We start from the raw sequence: 21,389 nt of genomic DNA, 5'->3' as shown, positions 1-21,389 counted from the left end.
GCAAGCCTTGTTTGTGCAAGCGCAATGACGTCAACTATTGGCCTGAGCTTGGTGTGAAAGAAAGAGAAGGGCGAGAAATGTCACAGGTTAAACCACGGATTGCAACTTCGGCGGATGCCGATGCGATTCGCGAGTGTATCGCAAGAGCCTATGCTGAAGCGCTGCGCGATATTCCCGATCTTCCTGATGTCGGCAGCGGAATCAGCGAAGACATCAACACCCGAAGTGTCTTTGTAATCGAGGAGAATAGGCAAATATTGGGCGTGATCGTTTTTGGCAGAATGTCCGACGCGATCATGGTCTTCAATCTTGCGGTAGATCCGGATGCGCAAGGACAGGGTATCGCCCGCCGCTTGTTGGGCGTTGCCGAGGCGGCAGCAGGAGAGGAGGGTCTTTCTCACCTCAGATTGAGTACGCACAAGTTGATGGACAGCACCCGCGCGATGTACCGCCATCTTGGATGGAGCGAGCTGGAAATTCAGGGGAACAAGGTTGTGCTGGAGAAATCGACCCGCTGAGTTCCAGGCTGATTTATCGATGCGCTACCAAGGGTCCATGTCGCTTTTCCCCCTATAGCGCCGTAAAAAACCTTCGGCGAAGTTGGCCGTTCATGTAACAAATTGATCAAACGAACCAGACAGACCGGATCTTCTCATGTCAGAGTCAAACACCCGGCGCAGAACTCGGGGTGGCGGTGGTGCCGCTCGTCGGGCGGAGCGCACAGCGGTTGTCATCGAAACCGCAAAGTACATCGAACGCAATATTCCGAATTTCGAAGTTCTCAACGAAGAGGCTTTGGAAATCATCGAATACAATGCAGAAACCGTGCTGGAAGAGGTTGGCGTTAACTTCGTCGATAATCCTGCCGCGCTGGAACGCTGGCGCAATGCGGGTGCAGATGTTAACGGCGAGCGTGTCCGTATTCCGCGTGGTTTGGCCCGCGAGTTGATCAAGACGGCGCCCAGCCAGTTTACCCAGCACGCCCGCAACCCGGAGAAAACCGTGGTTGTTGGCGGGCGGAACCTGGTTCTGGCCCCGGTCTATGGCCCCCCGTTTGTGCGGGATGCTCAGGGCGGTCGACGCTATGCGACCATGGACGATTTCAACAAGTTCGTGAAGTTGGCCTACATGTCCAAATGGCTGCACCATTCGGGCGGTACTGTGTGTGAGCCGACGGATGTGCCGGTGAACAAGCGCCACCTGGACATGTTGATGGCGCATATGACCCTTTCGGACAAGCCGTTCATGGGGTCTGTTACGGATCCCAGTCGTGCGCAGGATTCGGTCGAGATGTGCGGGATTCTGTTCGGCAAGGATTTCGTGCAGGAAAACACGGTGATGACATCACTGACCAACATCAACTCGCCGATGACATTCGACGATGTGATGATGGGCTCGCTTGAAGTGTATGCCAAGAACAATCAGGCTTGCATCATTTCGCCCTTTATCGTCGGCGGTGCAATGGCACCTGTATCCGTTGCGGGAACCTTGACGCAGGTTCTGGCCGAGGTTTTGGCCGGCGTCGCGTATAGCCAGATTATTCGACCGGGTGCCCCGGTGATATTTGGGGCGATGGTGACCTCAATTGACATGAACTCGGGTGCACCGACATTCGGAACGCCTGAGGCCTCGCATATTACTTATGGTGCCGGTCAGTTGGCACGGCGTCTAAACCTGCCGTTCCGCTCGGCCGGATCGTTCTGCGGGTCGAAATTGCCGGATGCACAGGCGGCCTATGAAACGGCAAACTCGCTGAACATGGGGCTGATGTCGGGCGTAAACTTCATGCTGCATGCTTGCGGATGGCTTGAGGGCGGCCTCGTCGCAGACTTCGAGAAGTTCGTCATGGATGCTGATCAGTTGGGCGTGTTGCATGGTCTGGCCAAGGGCGTTGCTTATGACGAAAACGCTCAGGCCATGGATGCAATTCGCGAAGTGGGGCCGGGTGGGCACTACCTAGGTTGCGCGCACACGCAGGCCAACTTCAAAGAGTCCTTCTGGAAGACCGAGGTGCTGGACTATAAGCCCTTCGAAACCTGGGAAGAAGAAGGTGGGCGCGATACGCGGACTTTGGCCAGCTCGCGAGTCGAGCACTTGCTGGCCAACTATCAGCAACCGCAGTTGGACCCGGCGATCAAGGAAGCCCTTGATGCCTATGTGGCCGAGAAAAAAGCGTCCATGCCGGACGCCTTTACCTGATCACGCATAATGCGAGGCGCGGCTGGCCTTATACAGTTGCGCCTCGCCGATCAGAGCGATCATTAGATCTAGATGCCGCACCAGAGAATAGGCCGCATCTTCCTCTTTCCGTTGAAGGTTGACCCCCCGTTCCAGCTCCATCAAACGGACAAGCGCTGCACCCGTGCCGGGTAGTGCGCCATAGCCCAGAATTCGTTGCAAGTGCCGTTCGCGGTCGTAATCCTGTGCGCCGATTTTGGCGGCCCTGGTTAATAGGCGTGGGCGGCGGAGTGTGGTGATCATGCTCATCAGGTCCTGCACTTGAACGTTCCTTTCATCCTATTCAGTTGCTGATGTTGCTACACAACCTAAGCGAGTGTTGCATTGTGACCCTTCGCGCCGAACGATGGTTTCACGAGTGTTTATCTTTTTGAATCAATTCTGCTTCGTGTCGTCTGTGATTAACGAACGAGTAACGAAAGCGACTCTAGTTAGAATTGGTTAACTAAGAATCCGACGACGAACACTGGCAGTTTGTTTTGTCGACGAGGGCATAAAACTATGGAAAACAGCTTGGCATCCACCGTTCCCGCATGGGTTCCCGAAGGGGCGCAACGGTATCTTGCCCACACGGAAACAGGACGGTCGATACGGGATATTGCGCGGTCGGCAGGATGCCATGCTTCGACCATTCTGCGGCAAATTCGGCGGATCGAAATGCGCCGGGACGATCCATTGGTAGATGCAGCGCTGCAAACTCTGGCCGAGACGCATTTCCCGCCGCTGGACGCCTATTCCAAGGTCGTGCGGCCGTTGGCCCAAGCGGACGAGGTGCAAAGCCCATTGGCCGCGAGGGATGAAGAATTCGATCGTGAGGCCCTGCGCGTGCTGCGTCGTCTGTGCGAAACCGGCGCCGTTCTGGCCGTTGCCGAAGACATGGACAAGGCTGTTGTTGTTCGTGACAACGGAGAGAGCGGAGCCACGAAAACGGCGGTAGTTGAATGCCAAATCGCCCAGGCTCTGGCGCTGAAGGACTGGATTTCCTGTGACAATCCCGGGCGTATTTCACGATACAGGATTTCGACAGCCGGTCGGTCGGCGCTGAGTCATCTGGTTGCCGAGGCCGAAAACCGCGCCCGGACACAAAATGAGTTTGGAATGGCCGAGGCGCAGGCCCCATTTCAGGCGCCAGGCGACCGGCAGGCGTCCGGTATGGTGCCGCCAAAACGGCCTGCGCGCGCACGGTATGGTGCCACGGAAAGCCCACTGGTCGCTTTGTCCCGCCGGCGTGATCGGGATGGTAAACCGTTCCTGGACGAAACCCTGGTAGGGGCAGGCGAGCGTCTGCGTGAAGATTTCGAACTGGCACAGATCGGGCCTCAGGTCGCGCAGAACTGGGATCGATTCCTGACCGGAGGCGGGCGGGGTGGATTCGAGGCCTCGACACCTGGAACGCACGGTTCTTCGGGCGCGCGAGATCGGGTGGCCCGGGCGTTGGCAGATCTGGGGCCGGGGCTCAGTGATGTTGCGTTGCGGTGTTGCTGTTATCTCGAAGGGCTCGAACTGGCGGAAAAGCGGATGGGTTGGTCTGCACGATCTGGTAAGATCGTTCTGCGGATCGCGCTTCAAAGGCTCAAGCGCCACTACGAAGATCAAACCCAGCGGGATCGCATGATTGGCTAATTGCAGCGCTAGTTATTTGCTGATCTTGCGATTTGGGCGGTAAGTGATAGTCAAAGGTTATGAATTTTACCCTCAGACAGTTGCAGTACTTCCGTGCGGTTGCAGAACAACGAAATTTCGGGCGCGCAGCTCAGGTGTGCCATGTGTCGCAACCCGCACTGTCCGTCCAGATCAGGGCTCTGGAAGAAACAATGGGAGGCCCGTTGTTCGAGCGACAAGCACGGGACATTCTGCTGACACCTCTTGGGCGCGATGTATTGGACCGAGCATATCAAGTGCTGGACTCTGCGGACCAGTTGGACAGATTTGCCCGCGACCACTCGGGCGGGCATCGGTCTCTGTCCATCGGCATCATTCCAACTGTGGCGCCATATTTGCTACCCGGCGTTTTGGCGGGGCTACGTTCTGGCGATGTCTCGTTGCGGGTTCAAATCCTTGAATCCAGAACGGAAAGGCTGTTGTCCCAGCTTCGTACGGGTGAGATTGACGCGGCCGTTTTGGCTTTGCCCGCAGGAGGGGAAGGGCTGATTGAGGAACCCTTGTTTCAGGACCGTTTCTTGCTTGCTGGCAGCCAGGCCCGCCTGACCCGCCTGACGGTCAGTCCCGAGGCGCTGCGGCCGGTGGACTTGCAAACCACTCAGTTGATGCTGCTGGAAGACGGTCATTGTCTGACGGATCAGGCTCTTGAAGTGTGTGGAAAAGACCGGAACAGCAGCCAGATCAATATGGGAGCGTCTTCGCTGGCGACCCTGTCCAGACTGGTTGCCGAGGGCTTTGGTCTGACCTTAATGCCCGAACTGGCCGCGCAGGCCGAATCCGATGCCGTACCAGGCTTAAGATTGTTGCGGTTCGGCCAGCCTCAACCAGCCAGAACGATTGGGTTGGTGCGCCGGTCATCCACGCGAAAGGAAGACTGGTTCGGAAAGCTGGCGCAAGTTATGCAGCAAGTCGGTGAGGAAATCGTCGAAAAAACCCGCGAATAAAAAGGCCCGCCGGTGGCGGGCCTAAACTCAGCATCGATTATCTGGATCAGGCCAGAGCGGGCTCGCGCGCTTCGTCCAGATGCTTCATCAGATTTTCGGGCGAGGACACGCCGTAGGGATCTTCGGGGCAGTTGTCCATCAGCCCGGGTTCTTCGAACCAGGCTTCGACAACACCGTCTTTCACTATGGCCGCATAACGCCAGGACCGCATTCCAAAGCCCAGGTTGTCCTTGTCAACCAGCATGCCCATTTTGCGAGTGAACTCGCCTGATCCGTCAGGGATGACCTTGACGTTCTTAAGGCCCTGATCCTGCGCCCACTTGTTCATGACAAAGCTGTCATTGACCGACATGCAGTAGATGTCATCGACGCCTTTGGCGGCGAAGTCCGCGAATCCATTTTCGAATCCGGGCAGCTGATAGGTCGAGCATGTGGGAGTGAACGCGCCCGGTAGTGAGAACAGGATCACTCGCTTGCCAGCGAAATAATCGGCGGTTGTTTTGTCTTCCCAGCGGAACGGGTTGGGTCCTTCAATCGCATCATCACGGACACGGGTGTGAAAGGTCACGTCTGGCAGTTTGGTTCCGGATTTCATGTTCAACCTCATGTGAATCGGTGCGTTTCGTTGCCGATTTATAAGGATTCTAAACTGTCTTCAATGTTGGAATTGCTGCGATTGCGCATAATTGGATGTCAAGGAAATATAATGGCAATTCGCTGTTCCGAGTGGGGGATGCTGCGAGCGCGAACTAGCCGTGCATAGCGGCCATGCAGTGCTGGTCTGGAGATGGCTTGCAGTCTATGTTAGGGACAGTCCAAATCGACCAAAAGCCAGGAAAACCGCCCGTGCGTGATCTGAAAATTCCCGAGCAACGTCATCCTGAAAAGGCCCACCGGCCTGACAATTCGCAGCCGAAGAAGCCGAAATGGATCCGCGTCAAAGCGCCCGGAGGCAAAGGTTACGCCGATACTCACAAGATCATGCGCGATAACGGCCTGGTCACGGTCTGCGAAGAGGCTGGTTGCCCGAACGTCGGCGAATGCTGGAGCCAGGGCCATGCGACCATGATGATTATGGGTGAAATCTGTACCCGTGGCTGCACTTTCTGCAACATTGCGACGGGTCGCCCGGATGAACTGGATGCCTTTGAACCCGGCCGGGTTGCCCATGCGGTCGAAAAGCTGGGTTTGAACCACGTGGTGATTACCTCGGTCGATCGCGACGATCTTGAGGATGGCGGCGCCGAGCATTTTGCCCAAACCATCCGGGCCGTGCGTCACCGATCTCCTAAAACGACTATCGAGATTCTCACGCCTGATTTCCTGAAGTGTGATCCATCCGTTCTCGAAACCGTGGTTGAGGCAAAACCTGACGTGTTCAACCACAACCTCGAAACGGTGCCGGGTCTGTATCCGCAGGTTCGCCCCGGAGCGCGCTATTTCCATTCGCTGCGCCTTTTGCAGCGCGTCAAAGAGATGGACCCCTCGATGTTCACCAAATCCGGCATCATGGTCGGGCTGGGCGAGGAGGAGCAGCAGGTACGGCAGGTCATGGATGATATGCGGGCCGCCGACATCGATTTTTTGACGATCGGTCAATATTTGCAGCCGACACCTAAGCACCATCACGTCGACCGTTTTGTCACGCCCGAGGAATTTGCCGCCTACGAAAAGGCCGCGTTCGGCAAAGGTTTCCTGATGGTATCGGCAACACCGTTGACCAGGTCTTCGTACCATGCCGGAGATGATTTCGCACAATTGCGCGATGCTCGGCAAAAAAAGCTGAGCCAAGGGTGAGACACGAGCTTCAGAACTGGCTGACGGAGATACGTCGCGAGTTGCATGAAGTACCCGAAGTGTCCGGCGATGAGAGAGGCACGGCCGCAAGTATCGCCAATCTGGTACAGACCTGTTCCCCAGATAAGGTTCTGACCGGCATTGGCGGCCACGGAGTCGCTGCCGTCTATGACAGTGGTCGGGCGGGCCCGACCGTGGCCATTCGATGCGAATTGGACGGGCTGCCAATTCAGGAAATCTCTGATGCGCCCTACGCCTCGCGCTATCCCGGTAAGGGGCATCTATGTGGCCACGACGGGCATATGGCCATAGTCCTGGGCGTAGCTTTTAAACTTGGAGAAGCACGATCCAAAAGCGGTCGTGTTGTTCTGATCTTCCAGCCTGCCGAAGAAATCGGGCAGGGTGCCGCAGCTTTCCGCTCTGACCCGCAATTCGCTCAGATCGCCCCGGATTACGTATTTTCCCTGCACAACCTGCCGGGGTTGGAATTGGGCGCGGTTGAGTTGTGCGAAGGTCCTGCAAACTGTGCCTCACGCGGAATGCGGATCGAGCTTACGGGAAAAACGTCCCATGCTGCGGCGCCGCAGGACGGGATTTCACCGGCTGGTGCGTTGGCGACACTTATGCCGGCTTTGTCCGGGTTGGGTCCGGGTGGAGCGTTGGATGAGTCCTATGCGCTGGCTACAGTGACACACGCCAATTTGGGGAAAGCGACATTCGGGGTGGCTCCGGGGCAGGCTGAACTGTGGGTGACCCTGCGCACGGTCTCGGACAGGCGCATGTTTGATCTGGTCGATACGGCCGAGGCTTTGGTAAATCAGGTCGCCGCGGACGAAGGACTGGCCGTAACCATCACATATGACGATGTCTTTGAAGCCTGTGTTAACGAGGCCGAGGCCGCTAAGATCCTTTCTGATGCGTGTAAGGCGCAAAAAGTACCGATACGATCAGCCTCTCATCCACAGCGATTTTCTGAGGATTTCGGCCAATTTGGAAAAGGCGCCAAATCCGCAATGCTCTGGTTGGGGGCAGGTCTGAATCATCCGCAGTTGCACAATCCGGATTACGACTTTCCGGACGCGCTGATCCCGATCGGCAGCGGTATTTTTCTGGCGGCAATTGACGACGTGCTGGGCATCAGGGCCTGAGCTTCCCCGGTCGGCTTCCCGCCCAATCCGGCCACCAACCCATATACTCGATCCCGAAAACCAGCAGGCAAATCAGAATCACCGTTATGACCAGCTTGACCCGACGTTCGGATGGCGGGTTGCGGGCCCATTTCGACATGCGCAGAAAGTGACGCAGGCTCATTGGCGTTAGTCTTCGACAAATCGCACTTTGCCGATGAAAGGCAGGTTACGGTTGCGCTGTGCATAATCGATGCCATAGCCCACGACGAATTCGTCCGGGATTTCAAATCCGATCCAATCCGAGCGGAAATCAACCTCGCGGCGGCTGGGTTTGTCCAGCAGGGCGATGGATTTCAATCGTTTGGGCGTTCGGCTTTGCAGCAACTTGGTGACGTGGTTCAATGTATGGCCGGTATCGACGATGTCCTCGACTACCAGTACATCACGCCCTTCAATTGCGCCGCGCAAGTCTTTGAGAATGCGGACTTCCCGGCTGCTTTCCATCGAGTCTCCGTACGAGGAAGCCTCGAGGAAATCGACTTCGATCGGCAAGTCCAGTTCGCGCACCAGATCGGCAATGAACACGAAACTGCCCCGCAGCAGACCAACAACGATCAACTTGTCCGTACTGCCGAATTCCGAGGTGATTTCGCGGCAAAGTTCTTCGATCCGCGCGGCAATAGCCTTGGCCGAGATCATCTCATCTATCACATATGCGCGGTCACTCATCACTGCCCCCTTGATCTTTGGCGCGCAACATACGACATGACGCGCCATTGTCACCTGTAAATACCCGGAAGCTATGCCAACCCATTCCGAAACACGCGCCCTGCCATACACCGCCCAGCAGATGTATGATCTGGTTGCCGACGTGGCCAAATATCCGGAATTTCTGCCTTGGTGTGCTGCTTCGCGTATTCGACGAACTTATGCCGTCGGCGATGGGCAGGTACTTGAAGCCGATCTGGTCATTTCGTTCAAGGTCTTCCGTGAGCGGTTCGGCAGCCGCGTGACGCTGTTTGACGCGCAAAAGAAAATCGATACTGAGTATCTTGATGGCCCGTTCAAATTCATGCGCTCAGATTGGCAATTCGAAGATACGGAACACGGCTGCAACGTGTCTTTCCACGTAGATTTCGAATTCAAGAACGCTGTTTTGCAGGGCATCATCGGCGTTGTGTTCAACGAGGCCATGCACCGTATCGTACGCGCCTTTGAACAGCGCGCAGCGGCGCTGTACGGCTAAGGGTTTACGGCCACGGCGCGCGCGCTAGACTGCGGCCCATGGCAGACCTGACTACGACACTCGCTGAATTCGCCGCCGGGCCCGTCTCGACCACATTGCAGGCGCGGATCGTCACTTCCCTGTCTGCATTGGACTGGCTGGCTGTCGGACGGGCGGGGGCACAAGAACCTGTTTCGCGCATCATACGTGACATGGTTCTGGCCGAAGGCGGCACACCGCAGGCGCAGTTGTTCGGAGGGGGCACCGCGCCGCTGCGTGCGGCGGCATTGGTCAACGGCACCATTTCGCATGCGCTGGATTACGACGACACGCATTTTGCACATATCGGACATCCTTCTGTCGCCGTGCTCCCGGCCGCGCTGGCAATGGCATCGTGGGAAGACAAACCGATCGTCGAACTGCTTGAAACTGCTCTGATCGGTATGGAGTTGTCGATACGCATAGGTCTCTGGTTGGGGCGCGGGCATTATCAGGCCGGATTTCACCAAACGGCGACAGCCGGGGCTTTTGGTGCGGCGGCAGCGACTGCGCGTATCATGAGTTTTGACGTCGAACAGATGCGGCGGGTTCTGGGGCTGACAGCGACGCTCGCGTCTGGGCAAAAGGCGCAGTTCGGTACCATGGGTAAACCCTATAATGCCGGGCATGCTGCCTCAAATGGCATCGAGGCGGCATTATTGATCCGCAATGGATTTGATCCGAATGCAGCCGCCATCGAAGGCCCTAATGGGTTTGGTGCCACCCATCTGGGCGCCGAAGATACCGTTAGCGCACTTGAGGGTCTGGGCGATGAATGGTTGTTCGAAACCGTCAGCCACAAGTTCCACGCCTGCTGTCACGGCTTGCACGCAGCACTTGAGGCAGCGCGGGTTCTGGATATCGCTGAGCCTGAAGTCGCCGAAATCAAAATCAAGACACATCCGCGCTGGATGAGTGTGTGCAATCAGTTGACTCCGGTCACGGGTTTGGGGGCGAAATTCTCCTATCGTACTGTAATCGCGATGCAGGCATTGGGGTACGATACAGCTCTACCGGACAGCTTTTCGGATGATGTTTGCGCAGATCCGCGCCTGCAGTCATTGCGAGACAGGATCACAGTAGAAGAGGATGAAGGCCTGTCCGAAACGCAGGCGCAATTGTTCTTGCTGCGCAGGGATGGGGCGCGGCGCGAAGCCACGCATGACCTGCTGACACCAATGTCTCTGGCCGATCGCGAAGATCGCGTGAGGGAAAAGGCATCGAAATTGATCGGCGGCGATGAGGCAGACGCAATCTGGTCAATGCTGCGCACCGGCGGGCGCGCAGCAGAGCTGTCGGATGGGATGGGTGATTAGACCACGCGCCAGTGCAGCGGAAAGCCCGGATCAAACACAGTGACGGGTCCGTCGCCCGAGTCGATCTTGGCCGGATAGGCCACCGGTTCGCCTTTGGCCAAAGTGATTGTCTCTTCGTTGACGGGCAGGCCGTAGAAGCCCGGGCCATTGCGGGAAGCAAAGCCTTCCAGTTTGTCCAGCGCGCCTTCCCGGTCGAACATCTCGGCCAGCAGCGACATGGTGTTTGTCGCGGTGAAACACCCCGCACAGCCGCAAGCCATTTCTTTGTTCGCATCCGTGTGTGGTGCGCTGTCAGTGCCCAGGAAATATCGTGCATCCCCCGAAGTCGCAGCTGCCAGCAGAGCCAGGCGGTGCTCCTCGCGTTTGGCGACAGGCAGACAGTAATAATGAGGTTTGATTCCGCCCACCAGAATATGGTTGCGGTTGATGATCAAGTGGTGTGCTGTGATCGTCGCGCCCAGGTCCGCCGCGTTGGCCTTGACGTAATCCACGCCGTTCGACGTGGTGATATGTTCCATTACAACCCGCAGGCCCGGCGTTGCTTTACGGATTGGGTCCAGAATGCGGTCGATAAACACGGCTTCGCGATCGAATATGTCGATCTCGGCATCCGTAACCTCTCCGTGCACACACAGCGGCAGGCCGATCTCGGCCATTTTTTCCAAAACCGGTCGGACCTTTTCGAAATCGCGCACACCCGAGGCCGAGTTGGTCGTTGCCCCGGCAGGGTACAGTTTGACCGCTTTGATCAGGCCACTGGCATGGGCTGCAGCCATATCGGCAGGATCGGTGTCCTCGGTCAGGTACAGCGTCATCAGCGGTTCGAACGTCATGTCGTCGGGCAGTGCGGCCAGAATTCGGTCGCGGTATGCGGCGGCCTGATCGCCGGTGACAACAGGCGGAACAAGGTTCGGCATGATGATCGCACGGCCAAAGTGACGCGCGGTTTCGGGCAGGACGGCCTGCAGCATGGCGCCATCGCGCAGGTGCAGATGCCAGTCGTCGGGGCGGCGGATCGTAAGGGTATCGGTCATGCCCTCCCGCTAACACAGCCGCCCCGGTGGTGAAAGGCCTTCAATAGGTCCGATGCTCTTGCCATCGTGCCAGATCGTCGTAAGTCCCGGAAAGACCATAGTCTTGACGTAAAGGCGTTGTCGTGACCTGTTGGGCCGAACAATAAGGGGATCCCATGACGCAGCCGAATTCTATTGATGCCGTACAGCAAATGCTTGGGGGCCAGGGTTATGTCTGTGGCAGGGCGCTGGCCACGGTTGTGTTTCTGTCTCTGAAACTCGGGCGGCCCCTGTTTTTGGAAGGCGAGGCAGGCGTGGGCAAGACCGAGATTGCCAAAGCCTTGGCCTCAGGGTTGGGGCGGCGCCTGATCCGCCTGCAATGCTACGAAGGTCTTGATGCGTCTTCGGCTGTGTATGAATGGAATTTTCCCGCGCAAATGGTGGCTATCCGTACCGCCGAAGCATCTGGCGGAGCGGACCGTGGCGCGCTACAGACCGAGCTGTTTTCGGACGAATATTTGATTGAGCGCCCTTTGCTGCAAGCCATGCGCCCCGACGAGAATGGCGCACCCGTTCTGCTGATCGACGAATTGGATCGAACCGACGAACCCTTTGAAGCTTTTTTACTGGAAGCACTTAGCGATTTTCAGGTGACCATCCCCGAGCTTGGAACTGTCAAAGCACCAGAACCGCCCATCGTGATTGTCACTTCGAACAGAACGCGTGAGGTCCACGATGCCTTGAAACGTCGCTGCCTATACCACTGGGTCGACTATCCTGATTTTGACCGCGAAATCGAAATCCTGCATGCCCGCGCTCCGGAAGCAGCCGAGGCGCTAAGCCGTGAAGTTGTGGCTTTTGTCCAACGCTTGCGCACTGAAGATCTGTTCAAGAAGCCAGGCGTTGCTGAAACCATCGACTGGGCCAAATGCCTGCTGGCTCTGGATGTGATCAACCTCAGCCCCGAAGTGATCGGCGATACTCTGGGCGCGATCCTAAAATATCAGGACGACATTCAGAAGCTGCAAGGGTCCGAGGCCAAACGCATCCTTGACCAGGCCAAAGCTGATCTGGAACCCGCGTGATGCTTTATTTTTGCGCAATTTCAATGGGGGACTGGGGGCGGCGCCCCCATGAAAGGTAATGGCCGAACAACTCCCGCTGGATGTCCCAGACACTCCTAAACTCGCGCAGAACATCACTCATTTCGCGCGTGCGCTACGCAAAGCTGGCCTGCCGATTGGCACAGGTCGCGTCGTTGACGCTATCCGCGCGGTACAAGCTGCGGGTTTCACCGAAAAACGGGACTTCTACTGGACGCTGCACGCCTGTTTCGTGAGCCGCCCGGAGCATCGTACCGTATTCGCGCAGGTCTTCCGCCTCTATTGGCGCGATCCGCGCTATCTGGAGCACATGATGTCCATGATGCTGCCCGCTATTCGTGGTGTGCAGGAAGAACGCAAGGCGGATGCGGCGGAAAAGCGAGCGGCGGAAGCGTTGCTGGACGGGGTGGAACGTGATTTGCCGGACACCGCTGAGCAGGAAGAGGAAGGCGAGATTGAGATCGACGCGACCCAAACTGCGTCTTCTGAGGAACGCCTGCGCAGCCTTGACTTCGAACAGATGAGTACGTCTGAGATTGCTCAAGCCAAGCGCCTGCTCGCGCGTTTGACCCTGCCGGTCAAACCCATCGAGTCACGCCGCGGACAAGCCAGCCATCTGGGCCAGCGCATCGACCGCGCTCGCACGCTTAGGTCGGCCATGCGTCAGGGTGGAGAGCTGCGTGACATCGCCCGCTTAAAACCCAAACCGCGCTGGCCAAATCTGGTGGTGCTTTGCGATATTTCCGGTTCGATGAGCCAATACAGCCGGGTCATCCTGCACTTTCTGCACACCGTCTCGAACGCCAAAGGAGCGGGGTGGGCCAAAGTGCACGCTTTCACCTTCGGCACCCGTCTGACCAATATCACCCGGCACCTGCATCAGCGGGATGTGGACGCCGCGTTAGCCGCTGCCGGAGCGGAGGCGCAGGACTGGGAAGGTGGAACACGGATCGGAGAATGCCTGCATCAGTTCAATCGGGACTGGTCGCGGCGCGTCATGGGGCAGGGTGCTGTGGTTCTGCTGATCACCGATGGTCTCGAGCGTGGCGATCCTGATCTGTTGCAAAAAGAGATCGAACGCTTGCACCTGTCGTCGCGGCGCCTGATCTGGTTGAATCCACTGCTGCGCTGGGATGGTTTCGCGCCAAAAGCGCGGGGCGTGGCAACCATGCTGCCTCATGTTGACAGCTTCCGCGCCGGGCATTCAATTGCTTCGCTAGAGGATCTGGCCGCCGTGATCTCTCGACCCGACGACCAGGGACAGAAAGCGCGGCTGATGGCAGCGCTTTCCGAATAGCAGTTAGGACAGCTGTTCTTCGTTGCACTTCCTAGCCATTTCCATGGCCTTGTAAGTACCTGTCAAATCGACGGAAAAGGCGAATTCTTTCTCAGGAAATACAACCATTTCCTTCTGCTTGGCAAGATCATCGGCGAACTGCGGATCGTCTGACAAGACATAGCCGCCCGAATATCCCTTTGTGATATTACCTTTCATACCCGTGGCTTCACCCAAGTAGATATTGTCGCCAATAAGAACCGCGACGGCTTCCTTTTCCCCACGCTTGATATCAGTTTTGGCCTTTGTGAAGACACCCACGTAACCGACGCCGCGATCTTCCGTCAGGCCCATCTGGACCACGTTTTCAGCGTCATCGACGGCTTCGATCAGACAAGATTTCTTGTCTTGATCAATAAAGACTTTCCAGCCTTCAACCTCACCATACTTTAAAAACGTGTCGGCCCAGCCAGCGGTAGCGGTCATCAGACCTACCACTGCTCCCAGTGTAAGAATGCGTTTCAACTCTTTGTCTCCCGTAAGAAATGTGCAGGGGTGAATCAGGTCAAAGTCCCGATGGAGCTGCACGCTAGAACTTGAAGGCGGAACAATCAACAATTTGCGAATATGACCGCGAATTCGGCTTGTTAGCGCCGGAAAGTGAATGCTCAACCCGCTTTTCATTGCGCCAAAGCTCCTTATGTTGGGGCGGGAACAGGCCGGAGGTCTTTATGGAACGATTCGACAATAGCCCGGAAACCGCATTGAACTGGTACCAAGCTGGCAAAGGCGCGGCACTTGCGACGGTTGTCGAGACTTGGGGCAGCGCCCCACGTCGCGTTGGATCGCAACTGGTGATCAGTGGAGATGGGCGGATAGAAGGCTCCGTATCCGGTGGTTGCGTCGAAGGCGCAGTGATTGTTGAAGCTCTGGAAGCCATCGAAGAGGGCGACGCCCGCCTTCTGGAGTTTGGTGTCAGCGACGAGGACGCTTTTGCTGTTGGCCTGGCCTGTGGTGGTACTATCCGGGTTCTGGTCGAACCCGTCGGGTCCGTGCTGCCCGAAGCGACTCTCGCCGAATTGGTTGCGGCGCGCGCACGGCGCGAACCGCTTGCCTATGAAGTCAACGTCGAGACGGGCCACCGCGCCCTGCGACGTAACGCTTATCCCGATCGATTGCGGATGGACCGATCCGGGTTCGAACCGGACGGTCAGACTTTTGTCGCAGTACACAATCCACCGCTGCGCTTGATCGTTGTGGGGGCCGTTCATATTGCGCAGGCTCTTGTCCCCATGGCGCGGATCGCAGGATATGATCCGGCGATTGTCGATCCACGTGAGGCTTTTGCCTCAAGTGACCGATTTCCCAGTGAAAAAGTCCTGACCGATTGGCCGGACGAAGCGGTTGCCAAGCTGGGTCTGGATGCCCGTACAGCGCTGGTTTTACTGACCCATGACCCGAAACTTGACGACCCGGCGCTGCAAGCGGCCTTGCAGGCCAACGTGTTCTATATCGGTGCTCTGGGTTCGACCCGAACCCATGCCAAACGGGTCGAACGCATGACACAAGCTGGGTTCACGGCTGAACAGATTGCCCGGATACACGGCCCTGTTGGTTTGGATATTGGAGCGGCGGACCCGTCCGAAATCGCTGTGGCCATACTGGCGCAGATGACCGCTGTTCTGCGGGGTAAGGCGTGAAGTTCGGCCCCGTTTCTTTGTCCGAAGCCACCGGCGCAATACTGGCGCATTCTGTCAAGGCCGGAACACGCAAATTGCGCAAGGGATTAATCCTGACGGCCGATCATCTCGCGCTGTTGGAAGAAGCGGGCCTATCAGAAGTGACAGTGGCCAGGCTGGAACCCGGAGATTGCCACGAAGACGAAGCCGCCAGAATGCTGGCAGAGGCGCTTGCCCCTCATCCGAAAACGGTGAACTTGCGCGCGACCGAGGCGTTCACCGGTCGCGTCAACTTGCTGGCGGACGGACCGGGTATTGCCGTCCTGGATACGGAAGCATTGCAGCGTTTCAATCTGGTTAATCCAATGATCACGGTCGCTACCGTGCCGCAGTATCAGCAGATGAGCGCCGGTGGAATGGTGGCTACGATTAAGGTTATCTCGTATGCGGTACCGGGGGCAGACGTTTTGCACGCTGCTCGACAAGCGCAAGGGGCCGTTCGTCTGGCTGCCCCAGTGCACAGAACTGCAGGCCTGGTCGTGACAGACATACCGGGTGGCCCATCCAACGAAAAAGGTATCGCTGCCATCAAAGGCCGGGTCGAGTCGCTTGGTATGGAACTGATAGATCTGGATACAGTTCCGCATACATTGGACGCGCTGTCGGCTGCCGTGTCGAGAATACGTGGAGAGGTCGTAATGATCCTGACCGGTTCGGCCACATCTGACGGGAACGATGTGGCACCGGGGGCGGTACGCGCGGCCGGCGGGGTTGTCGACCGGTTCGGTATGCCTGTCGACCCCGGTAACCTTTTGTTTCTGGGGTCTTTGGATGATCGTCCTGTTATTGGATTGCCCGGATGCGCGCGCTCGCCGGCATTAAATGGGGCTGACTGGGTTCTGTCCCGCGTGGCATGCGGAGTGGAAACGACAAGCGCTGACATCGCAGCTATGGGTGTCGGCGGATTGCTCAAAGAAATCCCAACCAGACCGCAACCACGTGCGGCGAAGCACAAGTGACGTAACGGCATTTTTGCCCTTTTGGCACCATGCCACATCATTAGATGGCTACAGCGCGAAGTTGCGGAAAATTCGGGTAAATATTTTTGTTCTCAAACGAAATTTCCCGTGTTTAACTCGGGCGCAAGAGAAAAACATAAAATTGGGAGGATCTCATGACACAGGTCTCAATGACCGTGAACGGAAAGTCCGTGAGCGGTGATGTCGAAGGCCGGACGTTGCTGTCCAGCTTTCTGCGCGATCACCTGTCGCTGACCGGAACGCATGTCGGGTGTGACACTGCTCAGTGCGGCGCATGCGTGGTGCACGTGAACGGTGAGGCCGTAAAGTCGTGCAATATGCTGGCACTCGAGGCTGAAGGTGCCGATGTGGGTACTATCGAAGGTCAGGCGAATGGGGATGGCTCTCTGAACGCCATCCAACAGGCGTTTCAGGATCATCACGGGTTGCAATGCGGTTTCTGCACACCGGGAATGGTGATGAGCGCGGCCGCGCTGCTCAAGGACAATCCGCGCCCGACCGAGGCCGAGATCCGCAAATATCTTGAGGGTAACCTGTGCCGCTGCACCGGCTATCACAACATCGTTAAGGCGATCATGGCCGCATCTGGTCAGGACGTCAGCAGCATCGCTGCGGAGTAATGCCACTGCGGGCGTGGTGAGTACGCCCGTGGGAGATAAAGGGTGCGTAATAGCACCTGTTTATGGGAGGAGAACAAGCAATGCCCAAAGACAGTGGCATCGGAGCCAGTTCCAAGCGGCGTGAAGACGTGCGCTTTCTGACCGGAGCGGGCAATTACACCGACGATATTAACGTACATGGCCAGGCATATGTGCATTTCCTGAGGTCCGACGTTGCGCATGGCCGTCTCAAGAGCGTGGACACCTCGGCGGCCGAGGGTATGCCGGGTGTAGTCAAGGTTTTCACCGGTAAGGATTTCGAAGGCGTGGGCGGCATGCCCTGCGGCTGGGAGGTGACCGACAAGCACGGTGCACCCATGCAGGAACCGCCGCATCCCATTCTGGCACAAGGCAAGGTCCGCCACGTGGGCGACCCGATTGCCGCCGTAGTGGCCGACAGTCTGGAACAGGCGCGCGATGCCGCTGAGGCCATCGAGGTGGACATCGAAGAACTGTCGCCCGTGCTGGACATGAAAGCCGCAGCACAGGATGGTGCCACGCTGGTTCATGACGATCTGAAGAACAACATCTGCTATGACTGGCAGTTGGGTGAAGCGGATGACGCCAAGGTCAACGAGGTCTTTGCCAATGCGGCCCATGTGACGACGCTGGATCTGGTTAACAACCGTTTGGTTGCCAACCCGATGGAACCGCGCGTTGCTGTGGCCGAATACAGCCGTGGGACCGAGGAGTATACGCTTTATACCACCTCGCAGAACCCGCATGTGATCCGCTTGCTGATGTGCGCCTTTGTTCTGGGCCTGCCCGAGCACAAGGTGCGTGTAGTGGCCCCCGATGTGGGGGGGGGGTTCGGCACCAAAATCTTCCACTATGCCGAGGAGGCGTTTTGTACATTCGCGGCCAAAGCCTGCAACCGTCCGGTCAAGTGGACGGCCAGCCGGTCCGAGGCGTTCATGTCGGACGCGCAAGGCCGCGACCATGTCAGCAGGATCGAGCTGGCGCTGGATGCGGACAACAACTTTATTGGTCTGCGCACAGACACTTACGCCAATCTGGGTGCGTATCTGTCGACATTCTCCAGCTCGGTTCCGACATGGCTGCACGGTACGTTGATGGCGGGTAACTACAAGACGCCGGTCATTCAGGTGAACGTGAAAGCGATGTTCACGAACACAGTTCCGGTGGACGCTTATCGCGGCGCAGGTCGCCCCGAAGCAACGTTCCAATTGGAGCGTGTGGTCGACAAGGCCGCGCGCGAATTGGGCGTTGATCCGATTGCTCTGAGACGCCAGAATTTCATCACCCAGTTCCCCTATGACACGCCGGTCGCACTGACCTACGACACGGGTAACTACAACGGGACGATGGATAAGCTTGAGGCCGCTGCCGATCTTGCGGGCTTTGCCGCACGCCGAGCGAAAAGCGAGGCTAACGGCAAGTTACGCGGGCTGGGCATCAACTGCTATATCGAGGCCTGCGGCATCGCGCCGTCGAACATCGTTGGCATGCTGGGGGCTCGTGCGGGTCTCTATGATGCAGCGACGGTCCGCGTGAACGCCACCGGCTCGATTAGTGTCATGGTCGGTGCGCACAGCCACGGGCAGGGACATGAGACCGCGTTTCCGCAGGTTGTGGCCGACATGATTGGCATCGATGAGTCGATGGTCGAGATCGTCCATGGCGATACCTCGAAAATTCCGTTCGGCATGGGCACCTACGGTTCGCGCAGCCTTGCGGTCTGTGGCTCGGCGATGGTCAAGGCGACCGAGAAGATTATCGACAAAGCCAAGAAGATCGCTGCTCATCTGCTGGAGGCGTCCGAGGCCGATATCGAGCTGAAAGATGGCCAATTCAGCGTGGCAGGCACTGACAAGTCAGTAGCCTGGGGCGATGTAACGTTGACAGCCTATGTGCCGCACAACTACCCGCTGGAAATTGAGCCAGGGCTGGAGGAGACCGCGTTCTATGACCCGGCCAACTTCACTTTCCCGGCAGGTGCCTATGCCTGTGAGGTCGAAGTCGATCCTGATACCGGGAAGGTCTCGATAGAAGCGTTTACCGCGGCGGACGACTTCGGCAACATCGTCAATCCGATGATTGTGGACGGTCAGGTGCATGGCGGTATCGGTCAGGGTATCGGTCAGGCTTTGCTTGAGAACTGTGCCTATGACGAGAATGGCCAACTGCTGAGCGCGTCCTTCATGGATTACGCAATGCCGCGTGCCGATGACGTGCCGTTCTACGGTGTGGATCATTCCAGCCAGACGCCCTGTACCCACAACCCGCTGGGGGTGAAGGGCTGTGGTGAGGCCGGTGCAATCGGTTCGCCGCCGGCAGTGGTCAACGCGGTGCTGGATGCGCTGAACTCGGGCGGAAAGGCTATCGATCACATCGACATGCCTGTCAGCCCGTCGCGTGTTTGGTCGGCGATGAACAGCTGAGTGGAAAGGGCGGACCGGGGGGCAGCCCCCGGACCCCCGAGATAATTACAGCCAGATGAAGGGCGGTTCCGCGCCTTTCGGAAAGGAAAACGAAATGTACAGTTTCGAATTTGAAAAGCCCTCGACCATCGCCGACGCGGCTGCCGCGTTGGGGGCCGAGGATGCGCAGGCGTTGGGGGGTGGGCAAACCCTGATCCCAACATTGAAACAGCGGTTGGCGGCTCCGTCAGCTCTGGTGTCGCTGAGCGGGATTTCCGAGATGCAAGGTGTTTGCGTCGAGGATGATGGCTCGCTTGCCATTGGCGGCGCGACGACACATGCGACCGTGGCCACCGAGGCTGCAAGTAGCTATCCGGCGCTGGCGGCACTGGCGGGTCAGATCGGCGATCCTGCCGTACGCAATCGTGGTACAATTGGCGGTTCAATCGCCAATAACGACCCTGCAGCGTGCTACCCTGCAGGTGCATTGGGGTCGGGCGCGACAATCATCACCAATACACGTCGGATCGCGGCGGATGAGTTTTTCCAGGGCATGTTCACAACCGCTCTGGACGAGGGTGAGATCATCACCTCGGTCAACTTTCCCGTGCCGCAGACGGCCAGCTATCAGAAGTTCCTTCAACCGGCGTCGCGCTTCGCGCTGGTTGGAGTGTTTCTGGCATGGTTTGCAGACGGCGTTCGTGTGGCCGTGACCGGCGCCAGCGAAGATGGGGTCTTCCGCTGGTCCGAGGCCGAAGAGGCACTGAACAAAGAGTTCCGACCGGACGCCTTGATGAACCTGAAGATCAACCCGATGAATATGATCGCCGATCTTCATGGCAGCAAGGAATATCGCGCTCACCTCGTCAAAGTGATGACCAAGCGGGCGGTTGAAGCCTGCTCGTAATGTATTGAATTGAACTGAAGGGCCGCGCCACACGTCGCGGCCTTTTCTATTTTTTCCGCAGTTTCGGAAGATTCGCCGGACGCCAGTAGGCACCTGTATCCTCACGCGCCTTCTGGTATTGCTCGACCCGCTCTCGGGCGATGTCATCGCCCGAGGCATAGAGGTGGCCCAAAAGGCATTCCAGAACGACCATTGCACCGGAAAAGCTTGAGAACTGGTGCATGGCGCGTGTGCTGACAGGCAATGTGACGTCCGGTTCAACTCCGGGTGCTATTACGTCACTGTCAGACAGAAGGACGATCCGCATGCCGCGCTCGCGGGCGAAACGCATCGATTGGATCGTGTCCGCGGAATATGGGTGGACCGTGATTGCGAACAGGCAGTCGCCTGAGTCCCCTTCGATCAGATCGTCAATGGCAGAGCCCATGTGACGGGGAACCAATTGAAATCCGGGATGCGCCATGCGCCCGGCATAGTGGAAATAGTAGGCCAGCGCATAACTTGCGCGCGTGGCTGTCACAAAACAACGTCGGGCCGAGGTCATGTGATCGATCGCCTGTTCTGCCAACCGCGGATCCATAAGGCGCAGTGAACGGGACGCGACGTTCAATTCATTCTGCGCGAATCCAGCCTGAGCGGCGCTGAACGCGTCTCCGGTGCTCATCCGTTCGAGCCACTCCTGGCCCATCCGGTCTTCGCGGTCTGTCACGAGGGTTTGGCGAAAGGGACGCCGAAAAGCTTCGAAGCTATCATACCCCATTCGCTGAGCAAGACGAACCAGAACGTTTGAACTGACACCGACCTTATCGGCCGTCACACGGATCGGGTTCAGGCCAAAGTCGCCCGGATGATCAATGACATATTTGGCGGCGACCTGCATCTGCGGCGGCAAGTCTTCAATGTCGCGGCGGAGTCGGTTGGTCAGAGGGGATAATGAGCGTTGCATGGTCATATAAAAACAAATGTTTTCAAAAATTCAA

22 protein-coding genes are annotated in these 21,389 nt (G+C 57.6%); 15 read left to right on the top strand and 7 right to left on the bottom strand.

The genetic code is table 11. From position 1 onward, the window contains the following. The first annotated feature begins 77 nt into the window (after nt 1-77). Nucleotides 78-518, top strand: a complete 441-nt coding sequence (locus tag AC2TCY_RS04395; RefSeq protein WP_480845739.1) for a GNAT family N-acetyltransferase — start codon at nt 78-80, stop codon at nt 516-518. Nucleotides 519-654: 136 nt separating this feature from the next. Continuing rightward, nucleotides 655-2,199, top strand: a complete 1,545-nt coding sequence (locus tag AC2TCY_RS04390; protein WP_480845738.1) for a trimethylamine methyltransferase family protein — start codon at nt 655-657, stop codon at nt 2,197-2,199. Here the strand turns inward: AC2TCY_RS04390 and AC2TCY_RS04385 are convergent, their stop codons facing one another. After that, nucleotides 2,200-2,487 (bottom strand): DUF6477 family protein, encoded by a 288-nt coding sequence (locus AC2TCY_RS04385; RefSeq protein WP_480845737.1) that lies wholly within the window; start codon nt 2,485-2,487, stop codon nt 2,200-2,202. Between the two features lie 252 nt (nt 2,488-2,739). On the opposite strand from AC2TCY_RS04385, the gene AC2TCY_RS04380 reads away from it, so the two are divergent. Together AC2TCY_RS04380 and AC2TCY_RS04375 are read left to right on the top strand one after the other, a co-directional pair. Continuing rightward, the gene (locus AC2TCY_RS04380; RefSeq protein ID WP_480845735.1) at nt 2,740-3,861 is read left to right on the top strand and encodes a DUF6456 domain-containing protein; all 1,122 of its coding nucleotides are present in this window, start codon (nt 2,740-2,742) and stop codon (nt 3,859-3,861) included. Nucleotides 3,862-3,920: 59 nt separating this feature from the next. Then, a complete protein-coding gene (locus AC2TCY_RS04375) occupies nt 3,921-4,844 on the top strand; it encodes a LysR substrate-binding domain-containing protein (RefSeq protein WP_480845734.1) in 924 nt (307 codons plus the stop codon). A 46-nt stretch (nt 4,845-4,890) separates the two neighbouring features. On the opposite strand, the gene AC2TCY_RS04370 is transcribed toward AC2TCY_RS04375, so the two are convergent. Further along, nucleotides 4,891-5,439 (bottom strand): redoxin family protein, encoded by a 549-nt coding sequence (locus AC2TCY_RS04370; protein ID WP_480845733.1) that lies wholly within the window; start codon nt 5,437-5,439, stop codon nt 4,891-4,893. Between the two features lie 251 nt (nt 5,440-5,690). On the opposite strand from AC2TCY_RS04370, the gene lipA reads away from it, so the two are divergent. Then, complete coding sequence (gene lipA, locus AC2TCY_RS04365) at nt 5,691-6,641, top strand: lipoyl synthase (protein WP_480845731.1); 951 nt, start codon at nt 5,691-5,693, stop codon at nt 6,639-6,641. After that, entirely contained in the window at nt 6,638-7,789 is a 1,152-nt protein-coding gene (locus tag AC2TCY_RS04360) for an amidohydrolase (RefSeq protein WP_480845730.1), read from the top strand. Before lipA ends, AC2TCY_RS04360 begins: the two co-directional genes overlap by 4 nt. Here AC2TCY_RS04360 and AC2TCY_RS04355 read toward each other — a convergent pair. Both AC2TCY_RS04355 and hpt read right to left on the bottom strand, forming a co-directional pair. Next, a complete protein-coding gene (locus AC2TCY_RS04355) occupies nt 7,779-7,952 on the bottom strand; it encodes a hypothetical protein (RefSeq protein ID WP_480845729.1) in 174 nt (57 codons plus the stop codon). The genes AC2TCY_RS04360 and AC2TCY_RS04355 overlap by 11 nt on opposite strands. A gap of 5 nt (nt 7,953-7,957) precedes the next feature. Beyond that, nucleotides 7,958-8,500, bottom strand: coding sequence for a hypoxanthine phosphoribosyltransferase (hpt, locus tag AC2TCY_RS04350; protein ID WP_480845728.1), 543 nt, complete (start codon nt 8,498-8,500; stop codon nt 7,958-7,960). Between the two features lie 73 nt (nt 8,501-8,573). On the opposite strand from hpt, the gene AC2TCY_RS04345 reads away from it, so the two are divergent. Together AC2TCY_RS04345 and AC2TCY_RS04340 are read left to right on the top strand one after the other, a co-directional pair. After that, on the top strand, nt 8,574-9,017 hold the full coding sequence (locus tag AC2TCY_RS04345) for a type II toxin-antitoxin system RatA family toxin (protein WP_480845727.1): 444 nt from the start codon (nt 8,574-8,576) through the stop codon (nt 9,015-9,017). Between the two features lie 38 nt (nt 9,018-9,055). Continuing rightward, nucleotides 9,056-10,351 (top strand): MmgE/PrpD family protein, encoded by a 1,296-nt coding sequence (locus AC2TCY_RS04340; protein WP_480845726.1) that lies wholly within the window; start codon nt 9,056-9,058, stop codon nt 10,349-10,351. On the opposite strand, the gene pyrC is transcribed toward AC2TCY_RS04340, so the two are convergent. Next, a complete protein-coding gene (pyrC, locus tag AC2TCY_RS04335; RefSeq protein ID WP_480845725.1) occupies nt 10,348-11,385 on the bottom strand; it encodes a dihydroorotase in 1,038 nt (345 codons plus the stop codon). The two genes, AC2TCY_RS04340 and pyrC, sit on opposite strands and share 4 nt — an antisense overlap. A gap of 155 nt (nt 11,386-11,540) precedes the next feature. On the opposite strand from pyrC, the gene AC2TCY_RS04330 reads away from it, so the two are divergent. Together AC2TCY_RS04330 and AC2TCY_RS04325 are read left to right on the top strand one after the other, a co-directional pair. Beyond that, nucleotides 11,541-12,449 (top strand): AAA family ATPase, encoded by a 909-nt coding sequence (locus tag AC2TCY_RS04330; protein ID WP_480845723.1) that lies wholly within the window; start codon nt 11,541-11,543, stop codon nt 12,447-12,449. Nucleotides 12,450-12,507: 58 nt separating this feature from the next. Beyond that, complete coding sequence (locus AC2TCY_RS04325; protein WP_480845722.1) at nt 12,508-13,764, top strand: vWA domain-containing protein; 1,257 nt, start codon at nt 12,508-12,510, stop codon at nt 13,762-13,764. A 3-nt stretch (nt 13,765-13,767) separates the two neighbouring features. Here the strand turns inward: AC2TCY_RS04325 and AC2TCY_RS04320 are convergent, their stop codons facing one another. Further along, nucleotides 13,768-14,427, bottom strand: coding sequence for a hypothetical protein (locus AC2TCY_RS04320; protein WP_480845721.1), 660 nt, complete (start codon nt 14,425-14,427; stop codon nt 13,768-13,770). Nucleotides 14,428-14,474: 47 nt separating this feature from the next. On the opposite strand from AC2TCY_RS04320, the gene AC2TCY_RS04315 reads away from it, so the two are divergent. The 5 genes from AC2TCY_RS04315 to AC2TCY_RS04295 all read left to right on the top strand — a co-directional run bounded on the left by AC2TCY_RS04315 (nt 14,475) and on the right by AC2TCY_RS04295 (nt 20,409). Continuing rightward, nucleotides 14,475-15,443: an XdhC family protein gene (locus AC2TCY_RS04315; RefSeq protein ID WP_480845720.1), complete on the top strand. Its 969-nt coding sequence runs from the start codon at nt 14,475-14,477 to the stop codon at nt 15,441-15,443. Further along, complete coding sequence (locus AC2TCY_RS04310; protein WP_480845718.1) at nt 15,440-16,441, top strand: molybdopterin-binding protein; 1,002 nt, start codon at nt 15,440-15,442, stop codon at nt 16,439-16,441. The genes AC2TCY_RS04315 and AC2TCY_RS04310 overlap by 4 nt, the downstream gene beginning before the upstream one ends. A 155-nt stretch (nt 16,442-16,596) precedes the next feature. Then, nucleotides 16,597-17,082, top strand: a complete 486-nt coding sequence (locus AC2TCY_RS04305; protein WP_480845717.1) for a (2Fe-2S)-binding protein — start codon at nt 16,597-16,599, stop codon at nt 17,080-17,082. A gap of 80 nt (nt 17,083-17,162) precedes the next feature. Further along, complete coding sequence (locus AC2TCY_RS04300; RefSeq protein ID WP_480845715.1) at nt 17,163-19,523, top strand: xanthine dehydrogenase family protein molybdopterin-binding subunit; 2,361 nt, start codon at nt 17,163-17,165, stop codon at nt 19,521-19,523. A gap of 94 nt (nt 19,524-19,617) precedes the next feature. Beyond that, a complete protein-coding gene (locus AC2TCY_RS04295; protein WP_480845714.1) occupies nt 19,618-20,409 on the top strand; it encodes an FAD binding domain-containing protein in 792 nt (263 codons plus the stop codon). Nucleotides 20,410-20,455: 46 nt separating this feature from the next. Here AC2TCY_RS04295 and AC2TCY_RS04290 read toward each other — a convergent pair whose 3' ends face one another. Next, entirely contained in the window at nt 20,456-21,355 is a 900-nt protein-coding gene (locus AC2TCY_RS04290; protein ID WP_480845712.1) for a MurR/RpiR family transcriptional regulator, read from the bottom strand. Between the last annotated feature and the right edge of the window lie 34 nt (nt 21,356-21,389).

It is taken from the genome of Ruegeria sp. HKCCD7181 (assembly GCF_057221055.1).
The sequence above is the reverse complement of the archived record's forward strand: the minus strand, read 5'-3'. Positions and strand labels throughout refer to the sequence as shown.

What these genes read in the sequence shown, in the direction of transcription:
- AC2TCY_RS04395 (WP_480845739.1), top strand. Translation starts at nt 78, where the DNA reads ATGTCACAGGTTAAACCACGGATTGCAACTTCGGCGGATGCCGATGCG.
- AC2TCY_RS04390 (WP_480845738.1), top strand. Translation starts at nt 655, where the DNA reads ATGTCAGAGTCAAACACCCGGCGCAGAACTCGGGGTGGCGGTGGTGCC.
- AC2TCY_RS04385 (WP_480845737.1), bottom strand. Translation starts at nt 2,487, where the DNA reads ATGAGCATGATCACCACACTCCGCCGCCCACGCCTATTAACCAGGGCC.
- AC2TCY_RS04380 (WP_480845735.1), top strand. Translation starts at nt 2,740, where the DNA reads ATGGAAAACAGCTTGGCATCCACCGTTCCCGCATGGGTTCCCGAAGGG.
- AC2TCY_RS04375 (WP_480845734.1), top strand. Translation starts at nt 3,921, where the DNA reads ATGAATTTTACCCTCAGACAGTTGCAGTACTTCCGTGCGGTTGCAGAA.
- AC2TCY_RS04370 (WP_480845733.1), bottom strand. Translation starts at nt 5,439, where the DNA reads ATGAAATCCGGAACCAAACTGCCAGACGTGACCTTTCACACCCGTGTC.
- AC2TCY_RS04355 (WP_480845729.1), bottom strand. Translation starts at nt 7,952, where the DNA reads ATGAGCCTGCGTCACTTTCTGCGCATGTCGAAATGGGCCCGCAACCCG.
- hpt (WP_480845728.1), bottom strand. Translation starts at nt 8,500, where the DNA reads ATGAGTGACCGCGCATATGTGATAGATGAGATGATCTCGGCCAAGGCT.
- AC2TCY_RS04345 (WP_480845727.1), top strand. Translation starts at nt 8,574, where the DNA reads ATGCCAACCCATTCCGAAACACGCGCCCTGCCATACACCGCCCAGCAG.
- AC2TCY_RS04340 (WP_480845726.1), top strand. Translation starts at nt 9,056, where the DNA reads ATGGCAGACCTGACTACGACACTCGCTGAATTCGCCGCCGGGCCCGTC.
- pyrC (WP_480845725.1), bottom strand. Translation starts at nt 11,385, where the DNA reads ATGACCGATACCCTTACGATCCGCCGCCCCGACGACTGGCATCTGCAC.
- AC2TCY_RS04330 (WP_480845723.1), top strand. Translation starts at nt 11,541, where the DNA reads ATGACGCAGCCGAATTCTATTGATGCCGTACAGCAAATGCTTGGGGGC.
- AC2TCY_RS04325 (WP_480845722.1), top strand. Translation starts at nt 12,508, where the DNA reads ATGGCCGAACAACTCCCGCTGGATGTCCCAGACACTCCTAAACTCGCG.
- AC2TCY_RS04320 (WP_480845721.1), bottom strand. Translation starts at nt 14,427, where the DNA reads ATGAAAAGCGGGTTGAGCATTCACTTTCCGGCGCTAACAAGCCGAATT.
- AC2TCY_RS04315 (WP_480845720.1), top strand. Translation starts at nt 14,475, where the DNA reads ATGGAACGATTCGACAATAGCCCGGAAACCGCATTGAACTGGTACCAA.
- AC2TCY_RS04305 (WP_480845717.1), top strand. Translation starts at nt 16,597, where the DNA reads ATGACACAGGTCTCAATGACCGTGAACGGAAAGTCCGTGAGCGGTGAT.
- AC2TCY_RS04300 (WP_480845715.1), top strand. Translation starts at nt 17,163, where the DNA reads ATGCCCAAAGACAGTGGCATCGGAGCCAGTTCCAAGCGGCGTGAAGAC.
- AC2TCY_RS04295 (WP_480845714.1), top strand. Translation starts at nt 19,618, where the DNA reads ATGTACAGTTTCGAATTTGAAAAGCCCTCGACCATCGCCGACGCGGCT.
- AC2TCY_RS04290 (WP_480845712.1), bottom strand. Translation starts at nt 21,355, where the DNA reads ATGCAACGCTCATTATCCCCTCTGACCAACCGACTCCGCCGCGACATT.